This is a genomic window from Aequorivita marisscotiae, assembly GCF_029814825.1.
Lineage (GTDB): Bacteria > Bacteroidota > Bacteroidia > Flavobacteriales > Flavobacteriaceae > Aequorivita > Aequorivita marisscotiae.
Map to the genome: position 1 here is coordinate 1,891,214 of NZ_CP122379.1, position 24,910 is coordinate 1,916,123.

The following is a 24,910-nucleotide window of genomic DNA, read 5'->3' on the forward strand; positions in this document are numbered from 1 at the left end:
AACCGGACAATTTGGAAAATTTCAACATAAAAAAATACAATCCGTCGCACAAAAAACTGTGGGATAGCTTTGTAAAAGAAGCAAAGAACGCTACGTTTTTGTTTCAGCGCGATTTTATGGATTATCATTCCGATCGTTTTACAGACCATTCATTACTGGTTTTTAAAGGTGAAAAGTTAGTTGCTGTGCTCCCTGCAAATATTTCCGGTTCCGAGTTACATTCGCATCAAGGGTTATCGTACGGTGGCTTAGTTTTAAGTAAGAAATGTACTTTTCCTGAAACTTTAGCAATATTTAAAAATGTACTCGCTTTTTTAAATAGGGAAGGAGTAGCTGTTTTAAAACTGAAATTGATTCCCAAAATATACCATCAATTGCCGAGTGACGAAATTGATTATTTATTGTTTTTAACCCAAGCATCGCTAACTCGTAGAGATATTACAAGTTGTGTTAACAATGAAAATAGTTTAAAAATTAAATCTTCAAATCGCTTACGCGGAATAAAAAAAGGAGTTAAAAACGAGTTAGAAGTTAAAGAAGAAGCAAAATTTAAAGCGTATTGGAACGAGGTCTTGGAACCAAATTTAATGCAAGTGCACAACCAAAAACCCGTTCATTCTTCTGCGGAAATTGAACTGCTTCAATCCCGATTTCCTGAAAACATAAAACAATTCAACGTTTATAAAGATGACGAAATCGTCGCTGGGGCAACTATTTTTGAAACATCAAACGTTGCGCATGCGCAATATATTTCGGCAAATGAAATGGGGCGGCAAACGGGTGGTTTGGATTTTCTTTTCAACCATCTGTTGGAGCATTTTTCGCATAAAAAATATTTCGATTTTGGAATTGTAAATGAAGCGCAGGGACTGAAGGTAAACAAAGGGCTTTTGCACTGGAAAGAAACCTTTGGCGGTCGAAGTATTACCCACGATTTTTACGAGGTAAAAACCGAAAACCATAAACTTTTAAACGATATTTTTATATGATTCCTTTTTTGGATTTAAAAGCAATTAACCAACGTTTTGAAGCGGAATTTCAAGGCGGTTTTCAGCAATTTATAGATTCGGGTTATTATATTTTGGGAAACCAAGTGAAGATTTTCGAAGCCAATTTTGCCAGATTTTGCGGCGCAAAACACTGCATTGGCGTTGGCAATGGCTTAGATGCATTACGATTGATTTTGGAAGGGTATAAAATTCTCGGGAAATTAAATGAGAACGATGAGGTTTTGGTTGCTTCAAATACATATATCGCCACTATATTGGCGATAAAGCAAGCCGGCTTAAAACCGGTTTTGGTGGAAGCCGATTTAGATACGTATAATTTTGATTTAACTTCACTTAAAAATTCAATTTCAGAAAAAACCAAGGCGATAATGCCCGTTCATCTTTACGGACAAATTTCGTTGATGGAGGAACTTTTAAAAATTTCTGAAGAACATAATTTACTTGTAATTGAAGATGCGGCACAGGCACACGGCGCAAAAAATGCAAGTGGCAAACGTGCAGGAAATATTGGCAATGCCGCAGGATTTAGTTTTTATCCGTCAAAAAATCTAGGGGCATTAGGCGATGGTGGCGCCGTAACCACAAATGATGATGCCTTGGCAGAAATAGTTCAAAAGCTTAGAAATTACGGTACTTCCACCAAATATGTAAACGAATTAATGGGATTTAATTCTAGGCTCGACGAGTTGCAAGCTGCATTTTTAAATGTGAAATTACCAACGCTCGATGCCGATAATGAACGGAGACGAGCAATTGCGAAACGATATATTTCCGAAATAAAAAACAAGAAAATAACACTTCCAAAATACGATGGTAGTGAAAATCATGTATTCCATCTTTTTGTAATTCGAGTGGAAAACAGAAATGTTTTTATAGATTATTTAGATCGAAATGGCATTGGTTATTTAATTCATTATCCAATCGCGCCGCATAAACAAAAGGCGCTTACAGAGTTTGCGCATTTAAGTTTTTTAAATACTGAAAAAATTCACGAAAAGGTAATCAGTATTCCTATGAGTCCGATTATGACTAATGAAGAAGTAGAAAGAGTTAATTCTGTCTTAAATCGCTATTAATTGAAAATTCCAGAATCCATAAAGGGAAATATACTTTTAAAGATGACTTCTTTAAACGCAGGAGTTATTGGTGTACGATTGGTTATTTCTCTTTTTATTCAGCGATTATTGGCTGAAATTGTTGGAGAGGCAGGGATTGCAAAAATAGGCTCGTTGCGCAATCTATTAGAGATGCTCAGTTCGTTTGCATCTGTAGGAATATTTAGTGGGGTTGTAAAATACGTTGCGGAATATCAAAATAATAAAGAACAACTTCAGAAGCTTTTTTCTACAACATTTGTATTTACCGTTCTTGGAACTATTGTAGTTTCTGCCGTTCTTTTTATAGGTTCGGATTATTTAAGTACAACTATTTTTGAGTCGTCAGATTACATTTATCTTATAAAGTTGTTGGCCGTAATGGTGCCTTTTATAAGTATGTATCGCATTTTTAACGGTATTGTCAATGGGCTTTCACGCTATAAAAAATTAGCCGGAATAGACCTTTTTAGTTATATAATAAGTGCAATTCTTACTGTTGTTTTATTACTTACAAACAATATAGACGGCGCCCTTATTGCAATTGCAATTACCCCCGCGCTACAATTTTTTGTCTTGCTTTTTATTTTTATAAAAGTTCTTCGAGAATATGTGCAGTTTTCACAACTCACCTTTAAAATGCCTATGGCCAAAGGATTATTGGCTTTTTCGCTAATGTCGTTTTTTTCAACGGTATTGTTAAATTACGTTGAAATAGATATTCGTGTAATGATCCAAAACCGCATTAATATTAACGATGCAGGTATTTGGACTGCAATGACCAATATTTCTAAAAACTACATGGTTTTTTCAAGTGCAATTTTTACGCTTTATGTGCTTCCAAAGTTTGCAAGCATTCACAATAAAAATGATTTTAAGGCAGAGCTCTTCAATATTTACAAAACATTATTGCCGCTTTTTGGAGTAGGAATGTTGCTTATTTATTTCCTTCGCGATTACGTAATTATGATAATCTACCCAGATTTTCACGGTATGGAATCGCTGTTTAAATGGCAACTTTTGGGCGATTTTATACGTTTGGCCGCATTGGTTTTAGGATATCAATTTCTGGCTAAAAAAATGGTGCGTAACTTTATTTTTTCCGAAGTGTTATCGTTGGCTCTTTTCTATGGCTTTGCCTATTATTTTGTTGATATTTATGGTGTTGAAGGTGTGGTGATTGCACACTTTTTACGATATTTTATATACTTTTTTGTCGTACTGTATTTGGTTTTCCGATACTTTAAAAAGCAGCGAAAGAAGGAAAGTTAATTACCTTTTTTGGATATTAATCTCTTTAATAAATCAACAACCCAAACAACAGATAATACGTACCTTTGCAGAAATTTTTTAAGTAGTATTTTTTATGTCCGCTCCGCTTTACAATCCCTTTGAAGATTTAGTTTTCGACCCTCATTTTTGCTTTCTCTCCGGCGCATTGACCACCGAACGGATTTCTGTTTTTCCAGAATGGCTTATGGATCATTTTAAGTTTGGTGATGAACGCATTGAGATGATGGATAAAACCAAGGCTTATAAATACTCCGATCTTGAATTGCCCTGCGCTCCCGAAGTAAAAGAAGCTTTTGCCCAATTAGATCTAAAAATTCAAGCTGCCTATAAAAAAGGTTTTGAAGGAATGGCGGCACTCGAAGAAAAATTACTTTTTCAGTGGACCGGTAGAATAGTGTACGGTTTACTGTATTACGAAATGGTTTACGAACGAAATAGACTTCAAAAATTAGGGGAAGATTTTAACCTTTCTCCAATGCTTCGCGAACGTTTTGGGCATTTTCATTTAATGCTTCAATCTTTGGTTGAACCAATTTCATTTGTAGGTCAAAAACCTTGGAGCATCATTGTATTTCCGCTGAAATATTCGGCAGATATATTTAGCTATCGCGATGACACCGTAAATTTATTGTTTTCCATGGGCGTAAATGGTTTTGGTATAATTGCGTGTTTGCAGGACAATGGTGCCATAGGGGAGCGACAAAACGATATTGTTGAAAAAATGAAAGGCCACGTGTTGCACCCTATTCAATTTGAAGAATTATACGCGCGTTTTCACTATTCAGATTATATATTTCAGTACAAGCCCGAATATATAATTAACGCGACCGATACTGATATAAGTATTGAAGCCCTGCCCATAAAAAAAGTAGGTAGTAAACCTGTTTTTGGAATTTGGAACGACGATATGTTTGCCCAATTACTCGCTAACTACTGGCAAGTGTACGGTATTGAACGAGAAGATATTTTAAAATTTCAAAAACCGCCGCTTAGCTTTCTCGAAAACCCGTATTCTAAAGAATTTATTGTTCCGGAGACTATCGATCTGCCTTTTTAAAATTTAAGCTTCTTTCCAAAATTCTAAATATTTTTTGGCGATGGAAATATAGTCGTGTTCGCGCTCAATAAACTGCCGGGCATTTTCTGAGATACGCGTTAGTTTTTCTGGATTTAAAATTAAGTTTTCAAGCTTTTTAACCAAATAATCTACGTCCGGAAGCGTATTTATACACACTTCGTCTTCCTTTAAATTAAACCATTCCAAAAACTCGGTTTCGGCACCGGTAAAAACCACTTTTCCTTTTGCCATTGCTTCCAACGCATTATAACCTTGGTCGTACGCAAACACTTGGTCTAAGAGAATATGTGCCGAATTATATTTTTCAATATACTCCAAATACGGCACGTTTTCAACTGTAATTACTTCAACTTTTGAAGGGTGTTTTTGCAGTATTTTTTTAAGTGCCGCTTCAAAATAATCATTTCCTTTTTTATAATAATTTTCCCGATTTATGCCGTGAAAAATAATGATTTTGCCTTTGGAAGAAATAGGCTGAAACTGTAATTTCTTCGTATTTATAGGATTCGGAATTAGCCCGTAATACTTTTCGGTTCCCTGTAGCGGAATTGCGTAATCAAAATCTGAAGCTGCTACGCCTTTTACATTTTGAAGAGTGAATTTGTGCAAATCTTCAAATTCGGGGTTTAAATATTTTAATGCGGGATAAAAATCTTTTTCTGAAACTTTCCCTTCAAAAAGTGGATCTAAAATAGAATATCGAAACTTTTTTTCGAAGGCGTATTTCACACTGGTATAATCGGTGCCGCAGGAAAGAAGAAAGAGTTTTTTGTTGTTGTTTTTTAAAAATGAAATGATTTCCTTTTCATATTTTGGTAAAATCCCAAACGAACTTTCATTTATAAACTGCACCGCATCAAAACCTTTAAATTGTTCTTTCTGCTGAAAAAATTGATTTTTTAATGAAAGAGAAGTAATGTCCAAGCCAAAAAGTCTGTACAATCCAACCTTTATTTTTTTTAAAATACCAGAATCGAATTTGCGCTTTAACAGAATGTCCGACGGATAATTTTTAAAAGCATCGCCAGTTGAAACTAGCGTTACTTCGTGGCTTAGCGCCAATAATCCTTCTTTTAAGGAATTGTGCAATCGGCTGTATTCGCCCACCAAAAGTATTTTCATGTGCAGATTGTATTATTTTTATCGGTTAAATATACATTTCAATTTATACTTTATGCCTTGCAGAAAGATAGCTTTGGATGCTTCATAAAACTTATATTTGCGCTGTACAACCAAAAATACACAATAATTAGCGATGCCCGCTGAAAAGAAATTTAAAGTATGCCTTGTATCCATTTCGCTCGCCAGAGGTGGGTTGGAGCGGTCTTGCGCCATGCTTTCACAAATGTTGGAGGCTCGGGGCCACGAGGTGCATTTGGTAATTTTGAACGATGAAATAGACTATCCTTTTAGCGGTAAAATGCTGAATTTAGGAAAAATAAAAACCGAAAATGACGCCTTAGTAAAACGATTTCTTCGATTTCGAAAATTTCGAAATTATTTAAAAACAGAAAAATTTGATGTAGTAATAGACCATCGCCCTAAAAATAACTTTAATCGCGAATTGTTTTACGCTAACTTTATCTACCGCGAAATAAATAAAATTTACGTGGTGCACAGTTCAAAAAAGACAGAATATTTAACTGAAAACCCGAGTGCATTTTCAAAAATTTATAGAAAAAACAGTATAAATATAGCTGTATCAAAATACATTGAAACCGAAGTTTTAAAAAAGGAGGGCATACATAATTCGGTAACGATCCACAACGGGTTTGATCCAAATTGGGAGAGTATGAGTAGCAAATTGCCCGAAATACTTCAAAATAAAAAATACATTCTCTCCTACGGTAGATTGGACGATTCGGTTAAAGATTTTTTATTTTTAATTGAAGCTTTTATGCAATCCAGCGTTTGGGAAAAAGATGTTCATCTCGTTATTTTGGGCGATGGAAAGGATAGGGAAATGCTTCAGAAATTTGCAAACTCAAAAGCGTGTTTTGATAAAATAATCTTTTTGCCTTTCACAAATAGTCCATTTGCCATTATCAAAAATGCCCGCTGTGTTAGCCTTACCAGCAAATACGAAGGTTTCCCGATGGTGCTTGTAGAGTCCCTTTCGTTGGGAACACCGGTGGTTTCGCTGGATATTGTTTCGGGTCCTTCCGAAATTATACAACACCATAAAAACGGTTTGTTGATTCCCGAAAGAAGTTTACCTTTATTCGCTGAAGCGCTGCAAAGCGTATGTTTTGATGAGACGCTTTTTCAAAATTTAAAGAAGAATACAAAATCTTCCGTCGAAAAATTTTCAATGCAAAATATTTCTGAAAAATGGAACCAAACTTTACTTCATGCACTACGTTGATTTGGATAAAATAGCCCTAAAGGAAATTCCTAAAATTAGCGACCCCGACGGTCGCGGTAATCTTTCTGTAGTAGAAAAAGACTTTTTGCCATTTACAATAAAACGGGTGTATTATTTGTACGATGTGCCAAGTTCTTCAACTCGCGGCGGCCATGCGCATAAACAATTACAGCAGTTTTTAATTGCTCTAAGCGGTAGTTTTGACGTGGTTTTAGACAATGGCAAAACACGGCGCACAATTACTTTAAACAGACCAGATAGGGGGTTGTTAATTCCAAATGGTGTTTGGCGCGAACTAGAAACATTTTCATCGGGAGCTGTTTGTTTATCTTTAGTGAGCGAAGTGTATAACGAAGCAGACTACATTCGCGATTACGATGAATTTAAATTATTTAAAGGTGCCTAAACGCAAGCCTAATTTTTCTAGATTATTTTTCGTTTTTGAAAGATATTTAAGAATTGTTTTGTTTTGACGCAGCAGAAAGCGTTGTTTTTTACTGAGATTGGTCTGATTTATTTTACCTAAGTTTTTTTTAAAAGCCGGTTTATCACCTTCCATTTTTGCCAAAATACAAAGCGAATATCTGTTTAAATCTAAAAATTTTTTTAACGCAGGATTATTTTCTTCAAAAGGTTCGTAGGCTTCAAAATTGGCTTTTTCAGCAACGTTTTTTACACTGTTAAACAAGCCACTTGTGCGTACTACATACGTTGCGCAAACTTTTGGACTGAAAACTACTTTGTATTTCAGGCCAATGCGAACGTATAAATCTGTGTCTTCTCCACTCTTTATTTCAGGATTATAATTTCCTACTTCATCAAAAACACTTTTTTTTACTACAAAAGACGAACTGTGCAAAACCGAGTCTAATTGGCTCGCCTCAAAATAATCTACCAGTACCGCATCATTATCAATTCTCTTTATGGAATAACTATTTTGAAATTTTTTTCCGTTGCGAATAATCTCGGCTGCCGTGGCAAATACATATTGGTTTGAAAATTTTTTCAGCAGTCTATTTTGTTCTTCCAAATAAAATGGATACCAATAATCGTCTGCATCTAAAAGTGCAATATTTTCGCTTTGTGCTTTTGCTATCGCTGCATTTCGAGCTGCTGCGGCACCTTTATTTTGTTGCAAAAAATAACGAATACGCGAATCGTTGAACTTTAAAATTTCGGCTTCACTAGTATCGGTACTACCATCGTTTACAATAATAATTTCAAAATCGGAAAATGTTTGCGCCAAAACACTTTTCAGGGTGTCGCCAATGTACTTTTCTTTGTTATAAACTGCTATTACTACTGAAAATTTCATCGTGTCATATTTTTTATAAACTGAGGTAATACCCCAATCTATATACATCGAAGATAACCAACGAAGGTCTAGACGACAAGAGGTTTTTTTCCATAGCGGCTTTAAAAGTTTTATAAAATACAGAAGCCACCTCCCTCAATTTGTACTTTTTTAGTACTTCTGCTTTTTTAGAAAGCGCGGTTTCGTTGTGTTTTATTAAGCCTTGCGCCACAAAACTATGCAGACTTTCTACAGATTCTCTTGATTTGCGAAGAAATATTTCGCTACTCTCCAAACCAAGATGAATTACAGGATTATCTATATGTGCCACGTGTATGTTTTTTGCCTTGGCATCTAAAGCAAAAAGCGTGTCTTCGTGCCTTAAATTTGGAATTTCCTCATTAAAAGCTAATTTGGAAAAAACCGATTTTTTTATCAGAAAGTTAAGTGTTAAAAAACGTAGATGCGGTTGTTTTTCCCTTTCTGGAACTGGGAGGGCCTCTCTTTCTTTCCCGTACTGCCAGCGCAAGATTTCCGATTTTGGGGGTGGATCGGATTGATAGAGGATGCCGCCGTAAATAATTTCAGTGTGTTTATTTATTGCGGCTAAGTATTTTTTTAGAAAATCGGCTCTAATTATTTGGGTATCGGCATCTAAAAAAAGCAGGTTTTCGTATTTGGCATTATTAGCCAAAAGGTTGCGAATAGCACTCCTGCCAATATTTTTTTTCAATTTATGGTATGTTGCATTTTCCAAACTGTTTATGGCTTCGTTTTCAGCAACGGGGTTTGGCGAACAATCATCGTAAACGTTTATTTCAAATATAATAGCCAATTTTTTAGCCTGTACATGCAGCGATGCTACCAACTTAAATACATTGTAATTATATGTGGGAATTAAGATTGAAATCATTTTTTCGATATTAATATGGTTTCTTCCACAAACCCATAACGCTCGTTTTCCGGAAATGTGTTTATTTCTACATTTTTAAAGCCGCTTTCTTTTAATCTTTCTTGCAATCCAGCTACCGAATAAACGCGCACATGATCCTCTTGTCCAAAAGCTTTTAAGCGGGCTTTTGGGGTTTTTATTGAAGCATCTTCGAATGTTTTTCCCGTCTTAAAAGGAGTTTGGATAATGCAGGTTCCATTGCTTTTTAGAACGCGATGTAATTCGGTCATGGCTTTTCTATCGTCTTCAATATGTTCTAAAATATGATAGCAAATTATTAGATCGAAAATATTTGCGTCCAACGGAATTTGGGTAATATCGTACTTGTATTCGGCAATAAATTCGGCCTCGTAATCTGTGCTAAAGTAAGTAATGGATGGGTTTTTCTTTAGCAATCTATAAACGCTTCGCGATGGGGAAAAATGAAGCACTTTCCCCTGGAGCAAATTGTTTGAATGTAATAGCGAATATAATCTTCGAGTTCGCGAACGGCTTCCACAAAATGGACAGAGCAGATCTGCCGGTATTTTTATAAAACGTTTAATACCTTTCCCACATACAGTACACTCGTGATTTTTTCCTCGTAAGTGAAATGCAAAAATAGATCGAAAAAAAACTTCGTGTTCAAAAAGTAATTTTTTTGGCACGAGGGTATATGCTGCCTTTTTAAGTAATTGGTACATGCCGCTAAAATACAGCAATCTTTTTTGGAAGGCGTATATTTTTAATTAGAAAATGCTTTAAATTATTTCCTTATTTCTTCAATTTTGAAAAAAGAAGTACCTTGTGTAAAAAGATTGATACGTGCGAATTCTATTTTTATTTTTATTGAGTTTTTTCTTCATGTTTTCGGCCTTTGGGCAGGAAGAAGCTTGGTTTTTTCTTCGTGCTCGCGACACTTCATTCGTACCTTCATTTGAAAAAAAAGATGCTTATTTAATTTACACAGGAAACGATGCCCGATTGAAAGCTGCATTGCGGAATTATAAAATTAAAACCTTCAAAAAAACGTGGAAACACGCCCGAAAGGAAAACCTGCAGAAAACATTCTTCGTAATTGCAGATAAGCAAGCCCTCATGACAGATTTGCTGCAGAATGCATCGCATCTTTTTGAATTTGGAGAACAAATAGCACAAGAAGATAAAAAAATTTTTGAACCCAACGATTACGGGTTAACCAGTACTATTGGCGAAAATCTTGGCGCACAGGTAAATCTAGATTATTTAGATGTAATGGAAGTGCCCAAGGCGTGGTATTACACCACAGGATCGCGCGATGTTATTGTTGGAATCTCTGACGGTTCCGTTCCGACAGACGATATTGAATTTGCTGGAAAGAGTAAGGTGATTCGAGAATCCTTTTTGGCAAAAGGCCACGGTATTTCAGTAGCCGAAACGGCTGCAGGTCAAGGTGATAATGGTTATGGTATTGCTGGCGTGTGTTATGATTGCAGTATTTACGCTACAAATTATCGTCATTTTGATACGTTGGAACAACTTGTTGAACTTTCTAAATTAGGTGTAAAAGTAATTAACTGCAGTTGGGGGCTTACCCATTATTACGAAACTGCACAACAAGCTATATACGAAATGTTAAACAATGGCACGGTGGTAGTAGCCATTGGCCACAATCAATCTTATTATCACACCAAAGGACAAAAGTATTATTATCCGGCTTCATATGATGGTGTAATTTCGGTTTCGTCGGCGTCGCATCGTTACGAGCATTATTGGGAAAATATTCGTGTGGAAGAAGACAAAGGTTTGTATTATGTAAAAAACATTCGCAATTATGTAGGGCTCACAGGTGGTTTTAAAAACAATGATACTACTCAAGTTCCACATTTGTACCCAATTAGTATTAGAAACCTGAACAGTGCAATTGATATTGTGGCGCCTTCAAGTGGTTTGTTTAGGTACAGCGAACTGGCACTGAGAGATAAAATAGACGTGAGTGAATTTAATCAAACTTCGGGGGTTGCTCCTTTAGTTACGGGTACTGTCGGACTTATGTTTTCGCTCTATCCTTGCTTGCCAGCTGACCAAGTGGAGAGCATTATTAAACTTACATCATCCAATATTGACGATGTAGAACCCAATAAACCGTATGCAGGAATGTATGGCGCCGGAATGCTAAACACCGGTCGCGCCGTAAAGATGGTTTTTGATATGTTTGCTGGAAAAGGTGCTGTAACAATGGAAAATCAGCGTTTTAGCCGTTGGAATTTTAAACTTACCGCCCTTGCCGAAGTGGTAATTAAAAATCAGGAATTTACTGAAGATGCTCGTTTAGATTTAACTTCAAAAAGAGGTATTGTTATTTCAGAAAATACAGTTTTAAAGCCGGGTGCACTCGGAAAAATTCATCTCAAAATTGATCCATCACTCGAGAAAGAGTGTGAGTTGCAACTTCGCGATCCGAGTATATTGGATGATTAATCTTTAACCGAAAACTGACAACCGATAACGGTTTACACCGTCTTCTGCACAACTTCAAAAATTTGGTTTTCGTCGCACTTTAGTGTTTTGGAAGGATATTTCAACAGTAAGGCATAGTCGTGGGTTGCCATTAAAATAGTATTTCCGTTTTTATTTATTTCGCGTAAAACCTCCATTACTTCTACACTCGTTTGCGGATCGAGATTTCCGGTTGGCTCATCTGCTAAAATAAGTTCGGGGTCGTTTAAAAGTGCACGGGCAATTGCCACACGTTGCTGTTCGCCCCCCGAAAGTTGGTACGGGTATTTAAAAGCCTTGGTTTTCATATCTACTTTGGCCAGCACATCGTTAATTTTGCTTTCCATGGCAGCTTTGTCTTTCCATCCAGTTGCCGTTAGTACAAAAAGTAAGTTGTTCTGAACCGTACGATCGTTCAGTAATTTAAAATCTTGAAAAACTACACCTAATTTTCGACGTAAAAAAGGAATATCTTTTTCTTTTAAAGTGGCAAGATCGTACCCCACAATATTGCCTTCACCTTCTTTTAGCGGAAGATCGCCGTAGAGGGTTTTCATAAAGCTACTTTTCCCGGTCCCAGTTTTTCCGATAAGGTAAACAAATTCGCCTTTATCAACTCTTACACTTACATCGGAAAGCACCAAATTATCGGTTTGATATATAGCGGCGTTTTTTAATTCTAAAACTGGCTGGGACATATTTTTTATTATTTAGATAAAATTGAATGACAACAATAAGAATCAATGGAAAAAAAGGCATTGAAAAGCGCGCGTTGGAACCAAAGGTTACTATTGCTTGTCCAACAGATGCGCCCAAAATTAGTAAAACACAGAAGAATTCAAAAGTAAATAACAATTTTCTATTTCGAATTCTTTTATAAAAATGAAACGCACAAATTATTAAAAAAAGTATTTTTAGAAATAGCACGATAGGGGTCATAATAAACAGCCAAAATCCAGCTAACACCCACTTAATTTCTTTGATCGGAAACGATTCGTAATTCCACATTACACCTGTGCCCCAAAAATCTATCCACGATAATGTAACTCTTTTTAAATAAGCGAGTTTGTTGTTTTTTATCAAATCGATATTCATGGGTATTAGCAACTGCGAAAATTCGGCGACTGTAATTGAGTCTTTTCTCTCCAAATCTGCAAAAACATGCCAAATGGCCATGGCGGGATCTGAGCCATTCGCAATTACTGAATCTCGTTTCCGAATATGCAAATCGCGAATCTTGGCGTATTTGTTATCTGCATTTTGAACAAAGAAAACCGTTGTTTGGGCAGTATTTATGCCGGAATAGCTAGTAATGGCCTTATAGCCCGTATGTGTTTCGTTAAACGAACTCCACAACGAATAAAAGGTAAACGCAGGAAAACAAATAAGTAAAACACTAATTATATTGTGAAATATACCGTTTTTAAAATTTAAGACTACATAATAAAAAGCAATAAACGGGGGGAGAATTATAAACATTGGTCGCACAACGAGAACCATGGTTGCGGCTATTCCAATTAAAAACACAGTAAAAAAACTGAGACGCTGTGTAAAAAAACCGGTTTTAAACAAAACCCATACGCAAAACACTAAACAACTTAGCGTAAGGCTCTCTGTAAGAATTGCACGCTCGTAAAATAAGAGGTGCATAAAAATGGAAGGAATTAACCCCACCACAAGTGCATAATTTAAATTTTTGCTTTGTTTAAAAAAGATATAAAAAAGCATAAATGATGTGAGTATGCCGAGAATGCTTTGATAAATTGTGGTCAGGGGGCCGGAAAGATCTGCTAAATAAATTAAAAATGGATAGCCCGGAGTTCGCGTACCATTATAACCATTAAAATTCCAGCTTTTAATCATTTCGGCAATGGTAAAATACCCGCCGGAATCATTAAACATACTCACATGGCCATTGTAGAGAATATAGACTAAAACTCGCACCACTACACCAAAAGCAAAAAGGAAAAAATAAGGATGCCTTTTAGCTAATTGCCAGATTTTTTTAAGAATCATTTATTAAGAGTTTGAACGATTTTCTTTAAGGCATCAATTTCTTTTTGTTGCTGCAGCGTATAAAGGGTTAATTCCTCAATTTTTTGAAGTAAAAGCAGGTTCATTTCCTTTAGTGAAATTCCTTCCATTTCCATCTTTTCGGCGGAAGGTATATTGGGCAAATGGTGATTTTCTTTTAAAAAGACTTCAAGATCTTCCAGGGAAATTAAATTGTATTCTGGCATTATTTCAGAAAAACCGGTGTAATAGCTTTCAAATACATAATCGGGCGCTACGGCACCGTATAAATCTACCATTACTTCCTGTGTGTGAATTTTTCCTTTTACAGTTAACAGTTCATCGGGCGTTGTGGTGCCAATGCCAATTTTACCATTTTTTTCAACAAGATTTTTAAAAGGATTGCGTTGGGCTGTTGCAGAAAAACAAAACAGCAGAACAATAACAATTACGATTTTAGGAAACAATATTTTCATAACAAATAATTTTTATAAAAATAGGGGTTATTTCTGGAATCAAACATTGTTATTTTTTAGATGGACATTAATTATGGAATTTATCCTCTTTCCAATTTTGTGGATTTTTAATAATATAATTTTCAATACGGTTATATTCCGCGTGGTTCCTAATAATGTGGTCGTGAAATCCTGCCTGCCAACCATTTTGTATTTGCAAACGATTTGCATGTCGTGTGATCGCCGATTTATAGGAACCCACGATGGACGATATGGTATTTTTCCCCTGATTTTGAAATCGGATTTTTCCTATCGATTTTGCGGTCGTTTCCCCCGTTTCCCCTGTTTCCCCCCGTAGAGACAAGGCATGCCTTGTCTCTACTACCACGCCACCATTGCCGTCACCATTGCCGCCACCATTGCCACCATTGCCGCCACCATCGCCACCATCACCACCACCATCGCCACCACCATCACCATCGCCGCCCGGTTTGTCAATCAATAATATTCCGTGAATATGGTTAGGCATAACCACAAATGCACCCAACGAAACGTGTTTTGAATGATTTGGAATTTCGTGCCATAAAATATTCACGATAATGCCTAACGATGAAAACACCATTTTCCCATTCTGTATTTCTCCAAAAAAATGTTTTCTATTTTTGGTGCAAATTGTAATAAAATAGGCCCCATTCCAGCCGTAATCCCACCATTGCGCTCGAATAGATTCAATTCTATATTTTCCTTTAAATTTTGCCACCTTAAATTGACATTCAAACCTTTATAATGAAATTTTAATTCTTAAAAATAAAGAATATTCCCGTAAAAATTTGAAATGTAATTTATTGCAATATGTGGCGTTATAATAGGGGTAAATTCATCAAAAAACCAATCGTTAATAAAACCTTAAAAATTACAGTATCGCCGAAAGCTACATTTAAAGTTAAATATCTTTACGCCACAAAAAACTGTAACAAATGGTTAAGAATTTTCTTGTCTTTTCGCTTTTTCTATTCCTTTCGTTTTCATCGCAATCACAACAATCGGCTGTTTTTACAAACGATTTTGCTGAGTTCAATAAAGCCTTGGAATTATACAAAAACGAACAATATCTAGCAGCCCAAAGCCTTTTCGACAAAATAAAATCCAATAGCAATGACGAAACCGTGCAAAGCGATTGCGCGTACTATATTGCAAATGCTGCCGTGCGTTTAAACCAACAGAACGCCGATCAATTAATGGAGGAATTTGTGAAGAAATATCCTACGAGTTTAAAGCGCAATTCTGCATATATAGACGTGGCGAATTTTTACTTTGAAAACGGAAAATATTCGCACGCCCAAAAATGGTACGATAAGGTTGATGCTTCAAGTTTAAGCCGAAGCGAAAAGGAGCAATTCAATTTCAACAATGGTTACGTTTATTTTAAGGCGAAGCGGTACGACGATGCCAAAAACTATTTTAACAGAGTTTCTACTTCGCAAAAATACGGTTCGCAGGCTAAGTATTACTTGGGTTTTATTGCCTACGAAGGCGATGATTATGAGGAAGCAAATGAAATGTTTGAAGAGGTAAAAGGCGAGGAACGCTATTCTGAAGATCTCAGTTATTACCAAGCCGATATGAATTTTAAACTCGGCAATTTTGAAAAGGCCATCGCGATGGGGAAGGAGCAGTTTGATAAATCCAACCCGCAGGAAAAAAGTCAGCTTTCAAAAATTATCGGCGAGAGCTATTTCAATCTTGGCCAGTATGCCGAAGCGATTCCGTATTTAAAGGAATACAAAGGAATGCGCGGTAAATGGAACAATACAGATTACTACCAATTGGGTTACGCTTATTACAAACAGGGCGAGTACGAAAATGCTATTGGCGAATTCAACAAAATTGTGGATGGAAAAAACGCCGTTGCACAAAATGCCTATTACCATTTGGCGGAAAGTTATCTAAAGCTCGATAAAAAACAGGAAGCGTTGAACGCTTTTAAAAATGCTTCGGAAATGGATTTCAGTGAAAAAATTCAAGAAGATGCGTATTTAAATTATGCAAAGTTGAGCTATGAAATAGGGAATAGCTATAAAAGCACACCGCAAGTTTTGCTTTCGTTTATTGAAAAATATCCCGACAATGAAAACAATGAAGAGCTGAAAACATTACTTATAGACAGTTACATAACTTCAAAAAATTATAAGGAAGCGTTAGATTTATTGGAAAACAACAAAAATTTCGCAGATAAAGCCGCGTATCAAAAAGTAGCTTTTTACAGAGGTATTGAATTGTACAACGAAGCAGATTACAACGAAGCCATTTCATTTTTCGATAAAAGCCTAAAATATCCCGAAGATGCTAATTTTGCCGCCCGCGCAACCTATTGGAAAGCCGAAAGCGAATATCAACTTTCAAATTTTGAAAAGTCGCTGGCGGGTTATAATAAATTTCAACAAATGACCGGATCCCGGCAAACGGGAGAATTTAAAAACTTGAAATACAATCTGGCGTACAACCATTTCAAATTAAAAAATTATCCTGAAGCTATTTCAAATTTTAAAACTTATGTGGGTTCATCTTCGGCAGAAAGCGTTCGGAAAAAGGATGCGTTCTTGCGTTTGGGCGATAGCTATTTTGTTACTAGCCAATATTGGCCGGCGATGGAAAATTACAATGCCGCAATTGAATTGGGTGGAGAAAACGATTATGCACAATTTCAAAAGGCCGTTAGCTACGGTTTTGTAGACCGTAGCGAAAAGAAAATTGAGGAACTTATCACTTTTATCAAAAAATACCCAAAATCGGTTTACCGCGATGATGCGCTATACGAATTGGGCAATACGTACGTGGCTCAAAATAGAAACGAGGAAGCTATTTCGGCTTACGACCAATTGGTCCGCGAAATTCCCAATAGTAGTTTTGTTTCAAAAGCTTTGCTAAAAAAAGCACTCATTTTTGAAAACTCTGGAAAAAGTAACGAAGCACTGGCAATTTTTAAAAGTGTAACAAAAAATTTCCCTTCCACACCCGAAGCTTTACAAGCCGTTTCGTCCGCAAAACTTATTTATATAGAACAAGGCAATGTTGACGAATATGCTCGCTGGGTAAAAACTTTGGATTACGTGCAGGTGGGCGACACAGAGCTCGATGATGCAGCCTATCAAGCGGCAGAGCAGCCTTATTTGGAAAACAATCAAAACCAGGCCAAAACCCGTTTTGAGGATTATTTAAAGCAATTTCCAAATGGGCAGCACGTGTTGAACGCACATTTTTACGTGGGCCAAATTTATTTTGCCGATGGAAAGAATGAAGCGGCCATTCCGCATTTTGAATACGTTGTAAACCGTGAACGAAGCGAATTTACCGAACAGGCCCTTGCCCGGATTTCCGAATTGTATTTGGGTAAAAAGGATTACAAAAACGCTTCAAAATATTTAACGCGTCTGGAAGCCGAAGCAGATTTTCCGCAGAACATAATTTTTGCACAGACCAATAGTATGAAAGCTGCATATGAATTAAAACAATATGCCGAAGCGGTAAGTTATGCCGAAAAAGTGCTTCAGAATTCAAAGATTGACAATTCAATTAAAAGCGATGCGCAGATAATTATTGCCCGTTCGGCGATAAAAACGAATAATGAGTCAAAAGCCAAAACCGCCTATGCCGAAGTACAAAAAATAGCAACCGGCGCCCTCGCCGCCGAAGCGCTTTATTACGATGCATATTTCAAAAATAAAGAAGGAAATTTTGAAGGTTCAAACGCATCAATCCAGAAATTAGCGAAGGACTATTCCGGATATAAATTATACGGTGCCAAAGGTTTGGTGCTGATGGCGAAGAATTTTTACGCGCTAAAGGATGCCTATCAAGCCACCTATATTTTGGAAAGTGTGACAAAAAACTTCACCGATTTTCCGGAAGTGGTTGATGAAGCAAAAGCCGAACTTGTCGTAATCAAAAACGCCGAAGCCAAAACCAATTCTTCGGTAGAAACTGGCGGAAATTAAGCATTTGGACCAATTCTTCCTGCAAGGTTTTCAAAACTTTGTAGGCTTAAAAACTAATTAAAGAAGAAAAAAATTAATTGATAATATGTTAAAGAAACGCATCGTATTATTTTCATTCGCAACAATTGTATTGTTCAACTTTTCTATGTTTTCACAGGAAAAAGAACTGGATCCCGAAGTGGTAAATATTGTAAAACCCTATACGCCCACAATTTCGGATGCCTTTAAAGTGAAGGAAACACCATCCTTGAACGACTCCATTTCAACTTCCAAAAAAGAAGTGAAATACAGTATTTTCTCGGTTCCGGTAGCTTCAACTTTTACGCCTGCAAAAGGAAAGGCCACCAATGTTGAAAAGGCGAAACCTATAAAGTTATACGATAATTACGCCACGCTTGGCTTCGGAAATTACACCTCTATTTTGGGCGAACTCTACAGCAATTTTGAAATAAGCCGTACCGATAACGCTGGGTTTTTCTTTCGGCATAATTCATCACAGGGCGATATTAAAGATGTAAAATTGGACAATAAATATTACGACACCAGCCTGGATGCAAATTATACGAGTCGCCAACGAGACGCAACCTATAGGCTCGATGCGGGCGTGGAACATCAAATTTATAACTGGTATGGTTTGCCCGAAAATTACGTAACATATCCCGACAACGTGATTGCGAATATTGATCCGCTGCAAACGTATTTCAGTGGTTATGTAGGAGGAAGTATTGCGCTGGACGATTCGTTTTTTGAAAAAGCGGCATTAAATATTCGGTATTTGGGCGACGCGTTTTCCTCTTCGGAATTTAATGCTACGGTAAAACCTGAGTTTTCATTTCCGTTGGAAGATATATTGCTAAAAGTAGATGGCGATATTGATTATTTAAGCGGAAGTTTTGATAGAAACTACCTAAATACTTCCGATATAAAATACAGTAATTTACAAGTAGGTTTGGCACCGTCAATCACCTATATAAATAACGAGCTAAGCGTTTCGTTGGGCGTTGCGGGGTATGTGAGTTTGGATGCTGAAAACAGCAACACAGATTTTTCACTCTACCCAAGATTAAATGCCTCGTACCGATTGTTGGACGAGACCGTAATTGTTTACGGTGGGGCAGAAGGTGGACTTCAGCAAAATACATATTATGGTTTTAAGGAAGAAAATCCATTTGTTTCTCCAACCTTAAACATTGTACCAACAAAAAAGTTATACGAAGGTTTTGGAGGAGTTAAGGGGAAAATTTCAAATTCCGTTGCTTACAATGTTCGGGCTTCCTATGGAAAGGATGAAAACCGCGCACTTTTTCAAATGAATCCTTTTAAGATTTACAACGCAAATTTTGAAGGGTATGAATACGGAAATACCTTTAATGTGGTTTATGACGATATAAATACACTTGCTTTTTTCGCAGAGTTAAAAGTGGAAGTTTCCAATACATTCTCCTTGGGAATTAACGGAACGTACAATAATTACAGCACAGATTTGCAAAATGAAGCTTGGAACTTGCCTGATTTAAAAGCCTCGGTGTTTTCAAATTTCAACATTACCGAAAAATTATACGGTGGTGCATCGCTGTTTTTCGTGGGTGAACGGAAGGATTTGGCGTATAATTATAACCCTCCAGGCACTTTCTTTGCGCAGAAAGTTTCGTTGGATGGATATGTGGATGCTAATGTGAATTTCGGGTACAGATTTACCGATAGACTTTCCGTTTTTGTAAAGGGAAGCAATTTGTTTGGCGAGAATTACGAAAAGTGGATGAACTATCCGGTGCAGGGAATACAAGGTTTGGCGGGTGTTACCTATAAATTTGATTGGTAAATTCCAAAAATTATAAATTAGTAAAACATCCGTCTTTGGCGGATGTTTTTTTATTTTTACAGACTAATTATTTCTATTATGAAAAAACTATTCTCCATTTTATTCGCAGTTACCCTTTTATCCTGCGCCCCCGATAAACTTCCCGCAGACTTATTGATTAAAAACGCAACAATTTATACGGTCGATAATAACTTTAGCACCGCGAGTGCTTTGGTGGTAAAAGACGGTAAAATTATTGAAATAGGCCTAAAACCTGAACTTGAATTAAAATATAAAATTAAGGAAACGTACGACGCCAAAGGCAATACGGTAGTTCCCGGACTTATTGATGCACACGCGCACTTATACGGCCTTGGCCTTGGGTTGCAAAATGTAAACTTAATCGGAACCAAGAGTTTTGAAGAAATTCTGGGTCGGGTGGTCGCTTTTCAGGAAACTAGAAATGTGCCCTACGTTATCGGACGCGGTTGGGACCAAAACGATTGGGACGATAAAAATTTCCCCACAAAAAAGGAACTGGACTCATTATTTCCCGAAACGCCCGTTGCCTTGCAAAGGGTAGATGGCCATGCGTATTTGGTGAATTCAAAGGCGTTGGAACTTGCGGGAATTAATTCCAAAACAAAGGTGGCCGGTGGCGAAGTGGTTTTGGAAAACGGCGAACCTACCGGAATAATCATAGACGCGCCAATGCGTTTAATACGAAAAACCTTCCCTCCAATTACTTCTGAAGTTTCAACCGAAGCCCTGTTGGAAGCCGAAAAAATCTGCCTGCAATATGGCTTGACCACGGTTGATGATGCGGGCTTGGGAAGAAATATTATCGAGTTGATCGACACCCTTCAAAAAGAGGGAAAATTTAAGCTCAGAATGTATGCTATGGTTAGCAACACTCCCAAAAATCGCGACTATTATTTAAACAAAGGCATTTATAAAACCGACAGATTGAATGTGCGTTCCTTTAAAGTGTATGCAGATGGCGCGCTGGGTTCCCGCGGTGCCGCAATGCGCAAACCGTACAGCGATATGCCGCACCATTTTGGAGCGATGATTGCCACTGCCGATAGCTTGAAGTATTTAGCCGAAAAACTTGCTGCTTCAGAATTTCAGATGAACACCCACGCCATTGGCGATTCGGCAAACATTGCGGTGCTCCGGGCGTATAAAAAGGCGTTGGAAGGACAGACCGATAGACGTTGGCGTGTGGAACATGCACAGATAATTTCGGCAGCAGATTTTGATTATTTCAATGACAATAATAATATTCTTCCGTCGGTGCAGCCTACGCACGCCACCAGCGATATGTATTGGGCCGAGGATAGAGTGGGAGCGGAGCGCATAAAAGGCGCCTATGCCTATAAAGAATTACTGAACAAAGCCGGAAGCATCGCTTTGGGCACCGATTTTCCCGTAGAACAAGTAAACCCGATGTACACTTTTTACGCCGCCGTTGCAAGAAAGGATTTAGAAAATTACCCTGCAGAAGGTTTTCAGATGAAGGATGCCTTAACGCGTGAAGAAGCTTTACGCGGAATGACTATTTGGGCTGCTTTTGCAAATTTTGAGGAAGATGAAAAAGGAAGTATTGAGGTGGGAAAATTTGCCGATTTCACCATTCTCGATAAAGATATTATGAAGATTGAGGAAAGTGAAATTCCAAATACGAAGGTTGTTGCAACATTTATAAATGGTGAATTAGTTTACGAAGCCGAATAAAAACTTTCCGTCTTTGCGACTTTGCGAGAAATTTTTGCACGCAAAGCCGCAAAGACGCAAAGAATAGTTATAATGGAAAACATCATAAAACAACTTCCTCAAAAAGCAAAAGAAGCCGAAGCCGAAAACAAAAAGTTTTTCGCAAAGCTGAAGAAAAAGCCGCCTAAGCATCTTGATAGTTTGATGCAGGAATTGCACGAGGAAGAATTCCAAAGAACAGATTGTTTAACGTGTGCCAATTGCTGTAAGACTACCGGGCCACTTTTTACCGATAAAGACATTGGGCGGATTTCAAAACATTTCCGGATGAAACCGCAACAATTTATTGAAACCTATTTGCAGATAGACGAAGACAAAGATTACGTTTTGCAAAGCGTGCCCTGCAGTTTTTTGGGTGCGGATAATTATTGCGGTATTTACGATGTGCGCCCAAAAGCCTGCCGCGAATTTCCGCATACGGACCGAAAGAAATTCCAACAGATTTCAAACTTAACACTAAAGAATGTAACTATTTGTCCCGCTGCTTTTAATATAGTGGAAGAGATGAAACGAAGGATAAATTCCAAATAAAAAATCTCAAAAAAATAAATTCTAAACAATAAAGTCCCACCCCTAGCCCTCCCAGAGGGAGGGAAAGATTCCTCCTTTTGAATGGGGTTAGGTGGATGTTTTGGAATTTGTCAATTTTATGGATAAAGCAAATACTTCGCTCGAATTTTCTGAAAATCAGAAAGCCCTTCTTTCCACGAATCCCGGATTTCTTCCGCAGATAATCCTTGTTCAATCTGCTTTTGTAATTTATCGGTTCCTGCAAGTTTCACAAAAAACGAATTAAAGAAATCCTTCTTTTTTCCATTGGCGTTGTAAGCATCAATCAACCATTCCAGCTTTATTTTACTTAAACGCGGTTCGTTTCTTAGATCTTTTCCGTGGCAAAGTTGCCCTTTGAACTTAGGGTTTTTTGCACCTTCATTGGACTGTGGCGTATATGAAAAAGTATAATTTGAAGCAGGCAAGCTCGGCGCCCCAAAAACCTGAAATTGCATATCGGTACCGCGGCCAGCGTTAATAAATGTTCCTTCAAAAAAACACAGACTTGGATATAAATTTATGGATTGCGCATTTGGTAAATTAGGCGATGGTTTTATGGGTAGTGCGTACGGAGTTTGGTGGGTGTAGTTTTTCATCTTTATAATGGTAAGATCGCAATAGGTTCTTTTTTTAGACCAATCGCTGCCTAAATTATCTATCCATCCTTCGCCGTTAATCATTGCCGCATATTCTCCAATGGTCATCCCGTGCACAATAGGAACAGGATGCATTCCAACAAAGCTTTGATGCTCTTTTTCTAAAATAGGTCCATCAATATAATGCCCGTTGGGATTGGGACGGTCCAGGACAATTACTGGAATTCCTAGCTCTGCGCAGGCTTCCATTACGTAATGCAACGTAGAAATGTACGTGTAAAACCGTGCCCCCACATCTTGAATATCGAACACCATTACATCAATTCCCTTTAACTGTTCTGGGGAGGGCTTTTTGTTGCTACCGTAAAGTGAAATTAGCGGTACACCGGTTTCTTTATCAATACCATCTTTCACGTGTTCTCCGGCATCGGCCGTACCACGGAAACCGTGTTCGGGTGCAAAAACTTTTTTAACTGAAATTTTATTTAGAATAAGATAATCAACTAAATGCATCTGCATTTTGAATTTTTTTACTTCTTCAATTGCAGGATCATTAGCCTTTTTAATTGTTACTTCAGAAGTTTGGTTTGCAACTACACCCACATTTTTACCTTTCAAAAGATCGGCATAAAGGTGATATTGTTCTGCCCCTACAATAATCTGTGGTTCGCTAAGAGAATCAAGGATAGTTTTGACGGTTATCTTTTCTCTTTGTTCTCTGTTCTTTTTTCTTTCTTCTTTATTCTGAAGAGAATTTCCACAAGACAAAACCGTTAAAACAACCAATAAAACTGTATTTTTGAAAAAAGTTAAGCCCATAAAATCATAGTGAATTTCGAATTTTTCATCGCTCGGCGCATCATTGCTTCCAAGGACTATAAAAGTAGTATTTCGGCACCGATAATAAAAATTGCAATTACGGCAATTGCATTGGGCATAATTATGATGCTCGTCTCGATTGCTACGGGCGTGGGACTTCAAAAAAAGATTCGCGAAAAGGTTTCTGCTTTTAATGGCGATATTGTAATCACAAATTTCGACACCAACTTTTCCAACGATTCCCAAAATCCAATTTCAAAAAATCAGGACTTTTATCCAACTTTTAAAAATATTGAAGGCATTAAGCATGTGCAAATAACTGCTTCCAAAGGTGGCGTGATCCGAACCGAAACCGACTTTGAGGGCGTAGTGGTAAAAGGCGTTGGCGGCGATTACGATTGGGAATATTTTAAAGATTATTTAATTGAAGGAAACCTGCCCGATTTTAAAGGCGATTTAAATGAAGATATTCTCATTTCCGAATATTTGGCGAACCGACTCCAATTGAAATTAGGCGATAAAGTGACCACTTTTTTTCTGAACGATGAAGTTTCCAAAACTCCGCGAAGCCGCGGTTTCGATATTGTCGGTATTTACAACAGCGGTTTTCAGCAGTTTGATGAACAGTTTATAATTACGGATATTCGTCACATTCAACGGCTGAACAAATGGGAGGAAGACCAGATTGGCGCTTTTGAAGTATTTGTAAACGATTTTGATGAAATAATTCCCATTGGGAATCAGGTTTATAGTGAAACAGAAAGTACGCTCGATACCCAAACCATTCGCCAAAAATACGCCTCCATCTTTGAATGGCTCGATCTTTTCGACTTCAATATAATTATGATAATCGGCATTATGATTTTGGTGGCGGGTATCAATATGATTACGGCTTTACTGGTTTTAATTTTGGAGCGAACCCAAATGATAGGAATTCTGAAAGCGCTGGGAAGCAGCGATTGGAGCGTGCGGAAAGTATTTCTTTACAACGCAATGTACCTAATTGGCGTCGGTCTTTTTTGGGGAAATGTTATAGGGATTGGGCTGCTTTTAATCCAGAAATACGGTAAGATTTTTAAACTAAACCCAGATACGTATTACGTAAACGAAGCGCCAGTTTATTTAAACTGGGATTATATTCTACTATTAAACGCAGGTACGTTTTTACTTTGTCTTTTGATGCTTTTGATACCTTCCTTTATTATTTCGAAAATTTCTCCGGTAAAGGCCATTCGGTTTGAGTAAAGCCATTTTCAAAATATATTCCGGTTTTAATCCCCCACCTTTGGAGGGGTTAGGGGAGGCTTATTAATGCTTTTGATTCCTTTTATTTATTATTTCGAAAATTTCTCTGGTAAAG

The 24,910-nt window shown here is 37.3% G+C and carries 21 protein-coding genes; 12 read left to right on the forward strand and 9 right to left on the reverse strand.

What is annotated here, in order from left to right:
- Positions 1-11 precede the first annotated feature (11 nt).
- The 4 genes from QCQ61_RS08635 (at position 12) to QCQ61_RS08650 (ending at position 4,454) form a co-directional block, all read left to right on the forward strand.
- Positions 12-989 carry a GNAT family N-acetyltransferase gene (locus tag QCQ61_RS08635; protein WP_279447236.1) on the forward strand — a complete coding sequence of 326 codons (978 nt, stop codon included), beginning with the start codon at positions 12-14 and terminating at the stop codon, positions 987-989.
- Entirely contained in the window at positions 986-2,086 is a 1,101-nt protein-coding gene (locus QCQ61_RS08640) for a DegT/DnrJ/EryC1/StrS family aminotransferase (RefSeq protein ID WP_279447237.1), read from the forward strand. Before QCQ61_RS08635 ends, QCQ61_RS08640 begins: the two co-directional genes overlap by 4 nt.
- Positions 2,087-3,376 carry an O-antigen translocase gene (locus QCQ61_RS08645; RefSeq protein WP_279447238.1) on the forward strand — a complete coding sequence of 430 codons (1,290 nt, stop codon included), beginning with the start codon at positions 2,087-2,089 and terminating at the stop codon, positions 3,374-3,376.
- 94 nt (positions 3,377-3,470) lie between these two features.
- Positions 3,471-4,454, forward strand: coding sequence for a hypothetical protein (locus tag QCQ61_RS08650; protein WP_279447239.1), 984 nt, complete (start codon positions 3,471-3,473; stop codon positions 4,452-4,454).
- Between the two features lie 3 nt (positions 4,455-4,457).
- On the opposite strand, the gene QCQ61_RS08655 is transcribed toward QCQ61_RS08650, so the two are convergent.
- Positions 4,458-5,597 (reverse strand): glycosyltransferase, encoded by a 1,140-nt coding sequence (locus QCQ61_RS08655; RefSeq protein WP_279447240.1) that lies wholly within the window; start codon positions 5,595-5,597, stop codon positions 4,458-4,460.
- A gap of 133 nt (positions 5,598-5,730) precedes the next feature.
- On the opposite strand from QCQ61_RS08655, the gene QCQ61_RS08660 reads away from it, so the two are divergent.
- On the forward strand, positions 5,731-6,840 hold the full coding sequence (locus QCQ61_RS08660) for a glycosyltransferase (RefSeq protein ID WP_279447241.1): 1,110 nt from the start codon (positions 5,731-5,733) through the stop codon (positions 6,838-6,840).
- Positions 6,827-7,246 (forward strand): sugar 3,4-ketoisomerase, encoded by a 420-nt coding sequence (locus tag QCQ61_RS08665; protein WP_279447242.1) that lies wholly within the window; start codon positions 6,827-6,829, stop codon positions 7,244-7,246. The genes QCQ61_RS08660 and QCQ61_RS08665 overlap by 14 nt, the downstream gene beginning before the upstream one ends.
- Here the strand turns inward: QCQ61_RS08665 and QCQ61_RS08670 are convergent.
- From QCQ61_RS08670 to QCQ61_RS08680, 3 genes are read right to left on the reverse strand one after another with little or no spacing between them, the layout of a single operon-like run.
- A complete protein-coding gene (locus tag QCQ61_RS08670) occupies positions 7,229-8,155 on the reverse strand; it encodes a glycosyltransferase family 2 protein (RefSeq protein ID WP_279447243.1) in 927 nt (308 codons plus the stop codon). The two genes, QCQ61_RS08665 and QCQ61_RS08670, sit on opposite strands and share 18 nt — an antisense overlap.
- Positions 8,156-8,168: 13 nt before the next feature.
- On the reverse strand, positions 8,169-9,047 hold the full coding sequence (locus tag QCQ61_RS08675; RefSeq protein ID WP_279447244.1) for a glycosyltransferase family 2 protein: 879 nt from the start codon (positions 9,045-9,047) through the stop codon (positions 8,169-8,171).
- Positions 9,044-9,769, reverse strand: a complete 726-nt coding sequence (locus tag QCQ61_RS08680) for a class I SAM-dependent methyltransferase (protein WP_279447245.1) — start codon at positions 9,767-9,769, stop codon at positions 9,044-9,046. The genes QCQ61_RS08675 and QCQ61_RS08680 overlap by 4 nt, the downstream gene beginning before the upstream one ends.
- Positions 9,770-9,890: 121 nt before the next feature.
- On the opposite strand from QCQ61_RS08680, the gene QCQ61_RS08685 reads away from it, so the two are divergent.
- Positions 9,891-11,525 (forward strand): S8 family peptidase, encoded by a 1,635-nt coding sequence (locus QCQ61_RS08685; protein WP_279447246.1) that lies wholly within the window; start codon positions 9,891-9,893, stop codon positions 11,523-11,525.
- A 32-nt stretch (positions 11,526-11,557) separates the two neighbouring features.
- Here QCQ61_RS08685 and QCQ61_RS08690 read toward each other — a convergent pair whose 3' ends face one another.
- From QCQ61_RS08690 to QCQ61_RS08705, 4 genes are all read right to left on the reverse strand, one after another.
- Positions 11,558-12,241: a cell division ATP-binding protein FtsE gene (locus tag QCQ61_RS08690; RefSeq protein ID WP_279447247.1), complete on the reverse strand. Its 684-nt coding sequence runs from the start codon at positions 12,239-12,241 to the stop codon at positions 11,558-11,560.
- On the reverse strand, positions 12,189-13,559 hold the full coding sequence (locus QCQ61_RS08695) for a hypothetical protein (RefSeq protein WP_279447248.1): 1,371 nt from the start codon (positions 13,557-13,559) through the stop codon (positions 12,189-12,191). The genes QCQ61_RS08690 and QCQ61_RS08695 overlap by 53 nt, the downstream gene beginning before the upstream one ends.
- Positions 13,556-14,032, reverse strand: a complete 477-nt coding sequence (locus QCQ61_RS08700) for a tail fiber protein (RefSeq protein ID WP_279447249.1) — start codon at positions 14,030-14,032, stop codon at positions 13,556-13,558. Before QCQ61_RS08700 ends, QCQ61_RS08695 begins: the two co-directional genes overlap by 4 nt.
- Before the next feature lie 67 nt (positions 14,033-14,099).
- Entirely contained in the window at positions 14,100-14,771 is a 672-nt protein-coding gene (locus tag QCQ61_RS08705) for a transposase (protein WP_279447250.1), read from the reverse strand.
- Between the two features lie 217 nt (positions 14,772-14,988).
- On the opposite strand from QCQ61_RS08705, the gene QCQ61_RS08710 reads away from it, so the two are divergent.
- The 4 genes from QCQ61_RS08710 to QCQ61_RS08725 all read left to right on the forward strand — a co-directional run bounded on the left by QCQ61_RS08710 (position 14,989) and on the right by QCQ61_RS08725 (position 22,114).
- On the forward strand, positions 14,989-18,006 hold the full coding sequence (locus tag QCQ61_RS08710; protein ID WP_279447252.1) for a tetratricopeptide repeat protein: 3,018 nt from the start codon (positions 14,989-14,991) through the stop codon (positions 18,004-18,006).
- An 85-nt stretch (positions 18,007-18,091) separates the two neighbouring features.
- A complete protein-coding gene (locus QCQ61_RS08715) occupies positions 18,092-19,828 on the forward strand; it encodes a TonB-dependent receptor (RefSeq protein ID WP_279447253.1) in 1,737 nt (578 codons plus the stop codon).
- A 78-nt stretch (positions 19,829-19,906) separates the two neighbouring features.
- Complete coding sequence (locus QCQ61_RS08720) at positions 19,907-21,544, forward strand: amidohydrolase (protein WP_279447254.1); 1,638 nt, start codon at positions 19,907-19,909, stop codon at positions 21,542-21,544.
- A gap of 72 nt (positions 21,545-21,616) precedes the next feature.
- A complete protein-coding gene (locus tag QCQ61_RS08725; protein WP_279447255.1) occupies positions 21,617-22,114 on the forward strand; it encodes a YkgJ family cysteine cluster protein in 498 nt (165 codons plus the stop codon).
- Positions 22,115-22,230: 116 nt separating this feature from the next.
- Here the strand turns inward: QCQ61_RS08725 and QCQ61_RS08730 are convergent, their stop codons facing one another.
- A complete protein-coding gene (locus QCQ61_RS08730; protein ID WP_279447256.1) occupies positions 22,231-23,550 on the reverse strand; it encodes an exo-beta-N-acetylmuramidase NamZ family protein in 1,320 nt (439 codons plus the stop codon).
- A gap of 9 nt (positions 23,551-23,559) precedes the next feature.
- Here QCQ61_RS08730 and QCQ61_RS08735 point away from each other — a divergent pair, with 9 nt between their 5' ends.
- Positions 23,560-24,795 (forward strand): ABC transporter permease, encoded by a 1,236-nt coding sequence (locus QCQ61_RS08735; RefSeq protein WP_279447257.1) that lies wholly within the window; start codon positions 23,560-23,562, stop codon positions 24,793-24,795.
- Positions 24,796-24,910 lie beyond the last annotated feature (115 nt).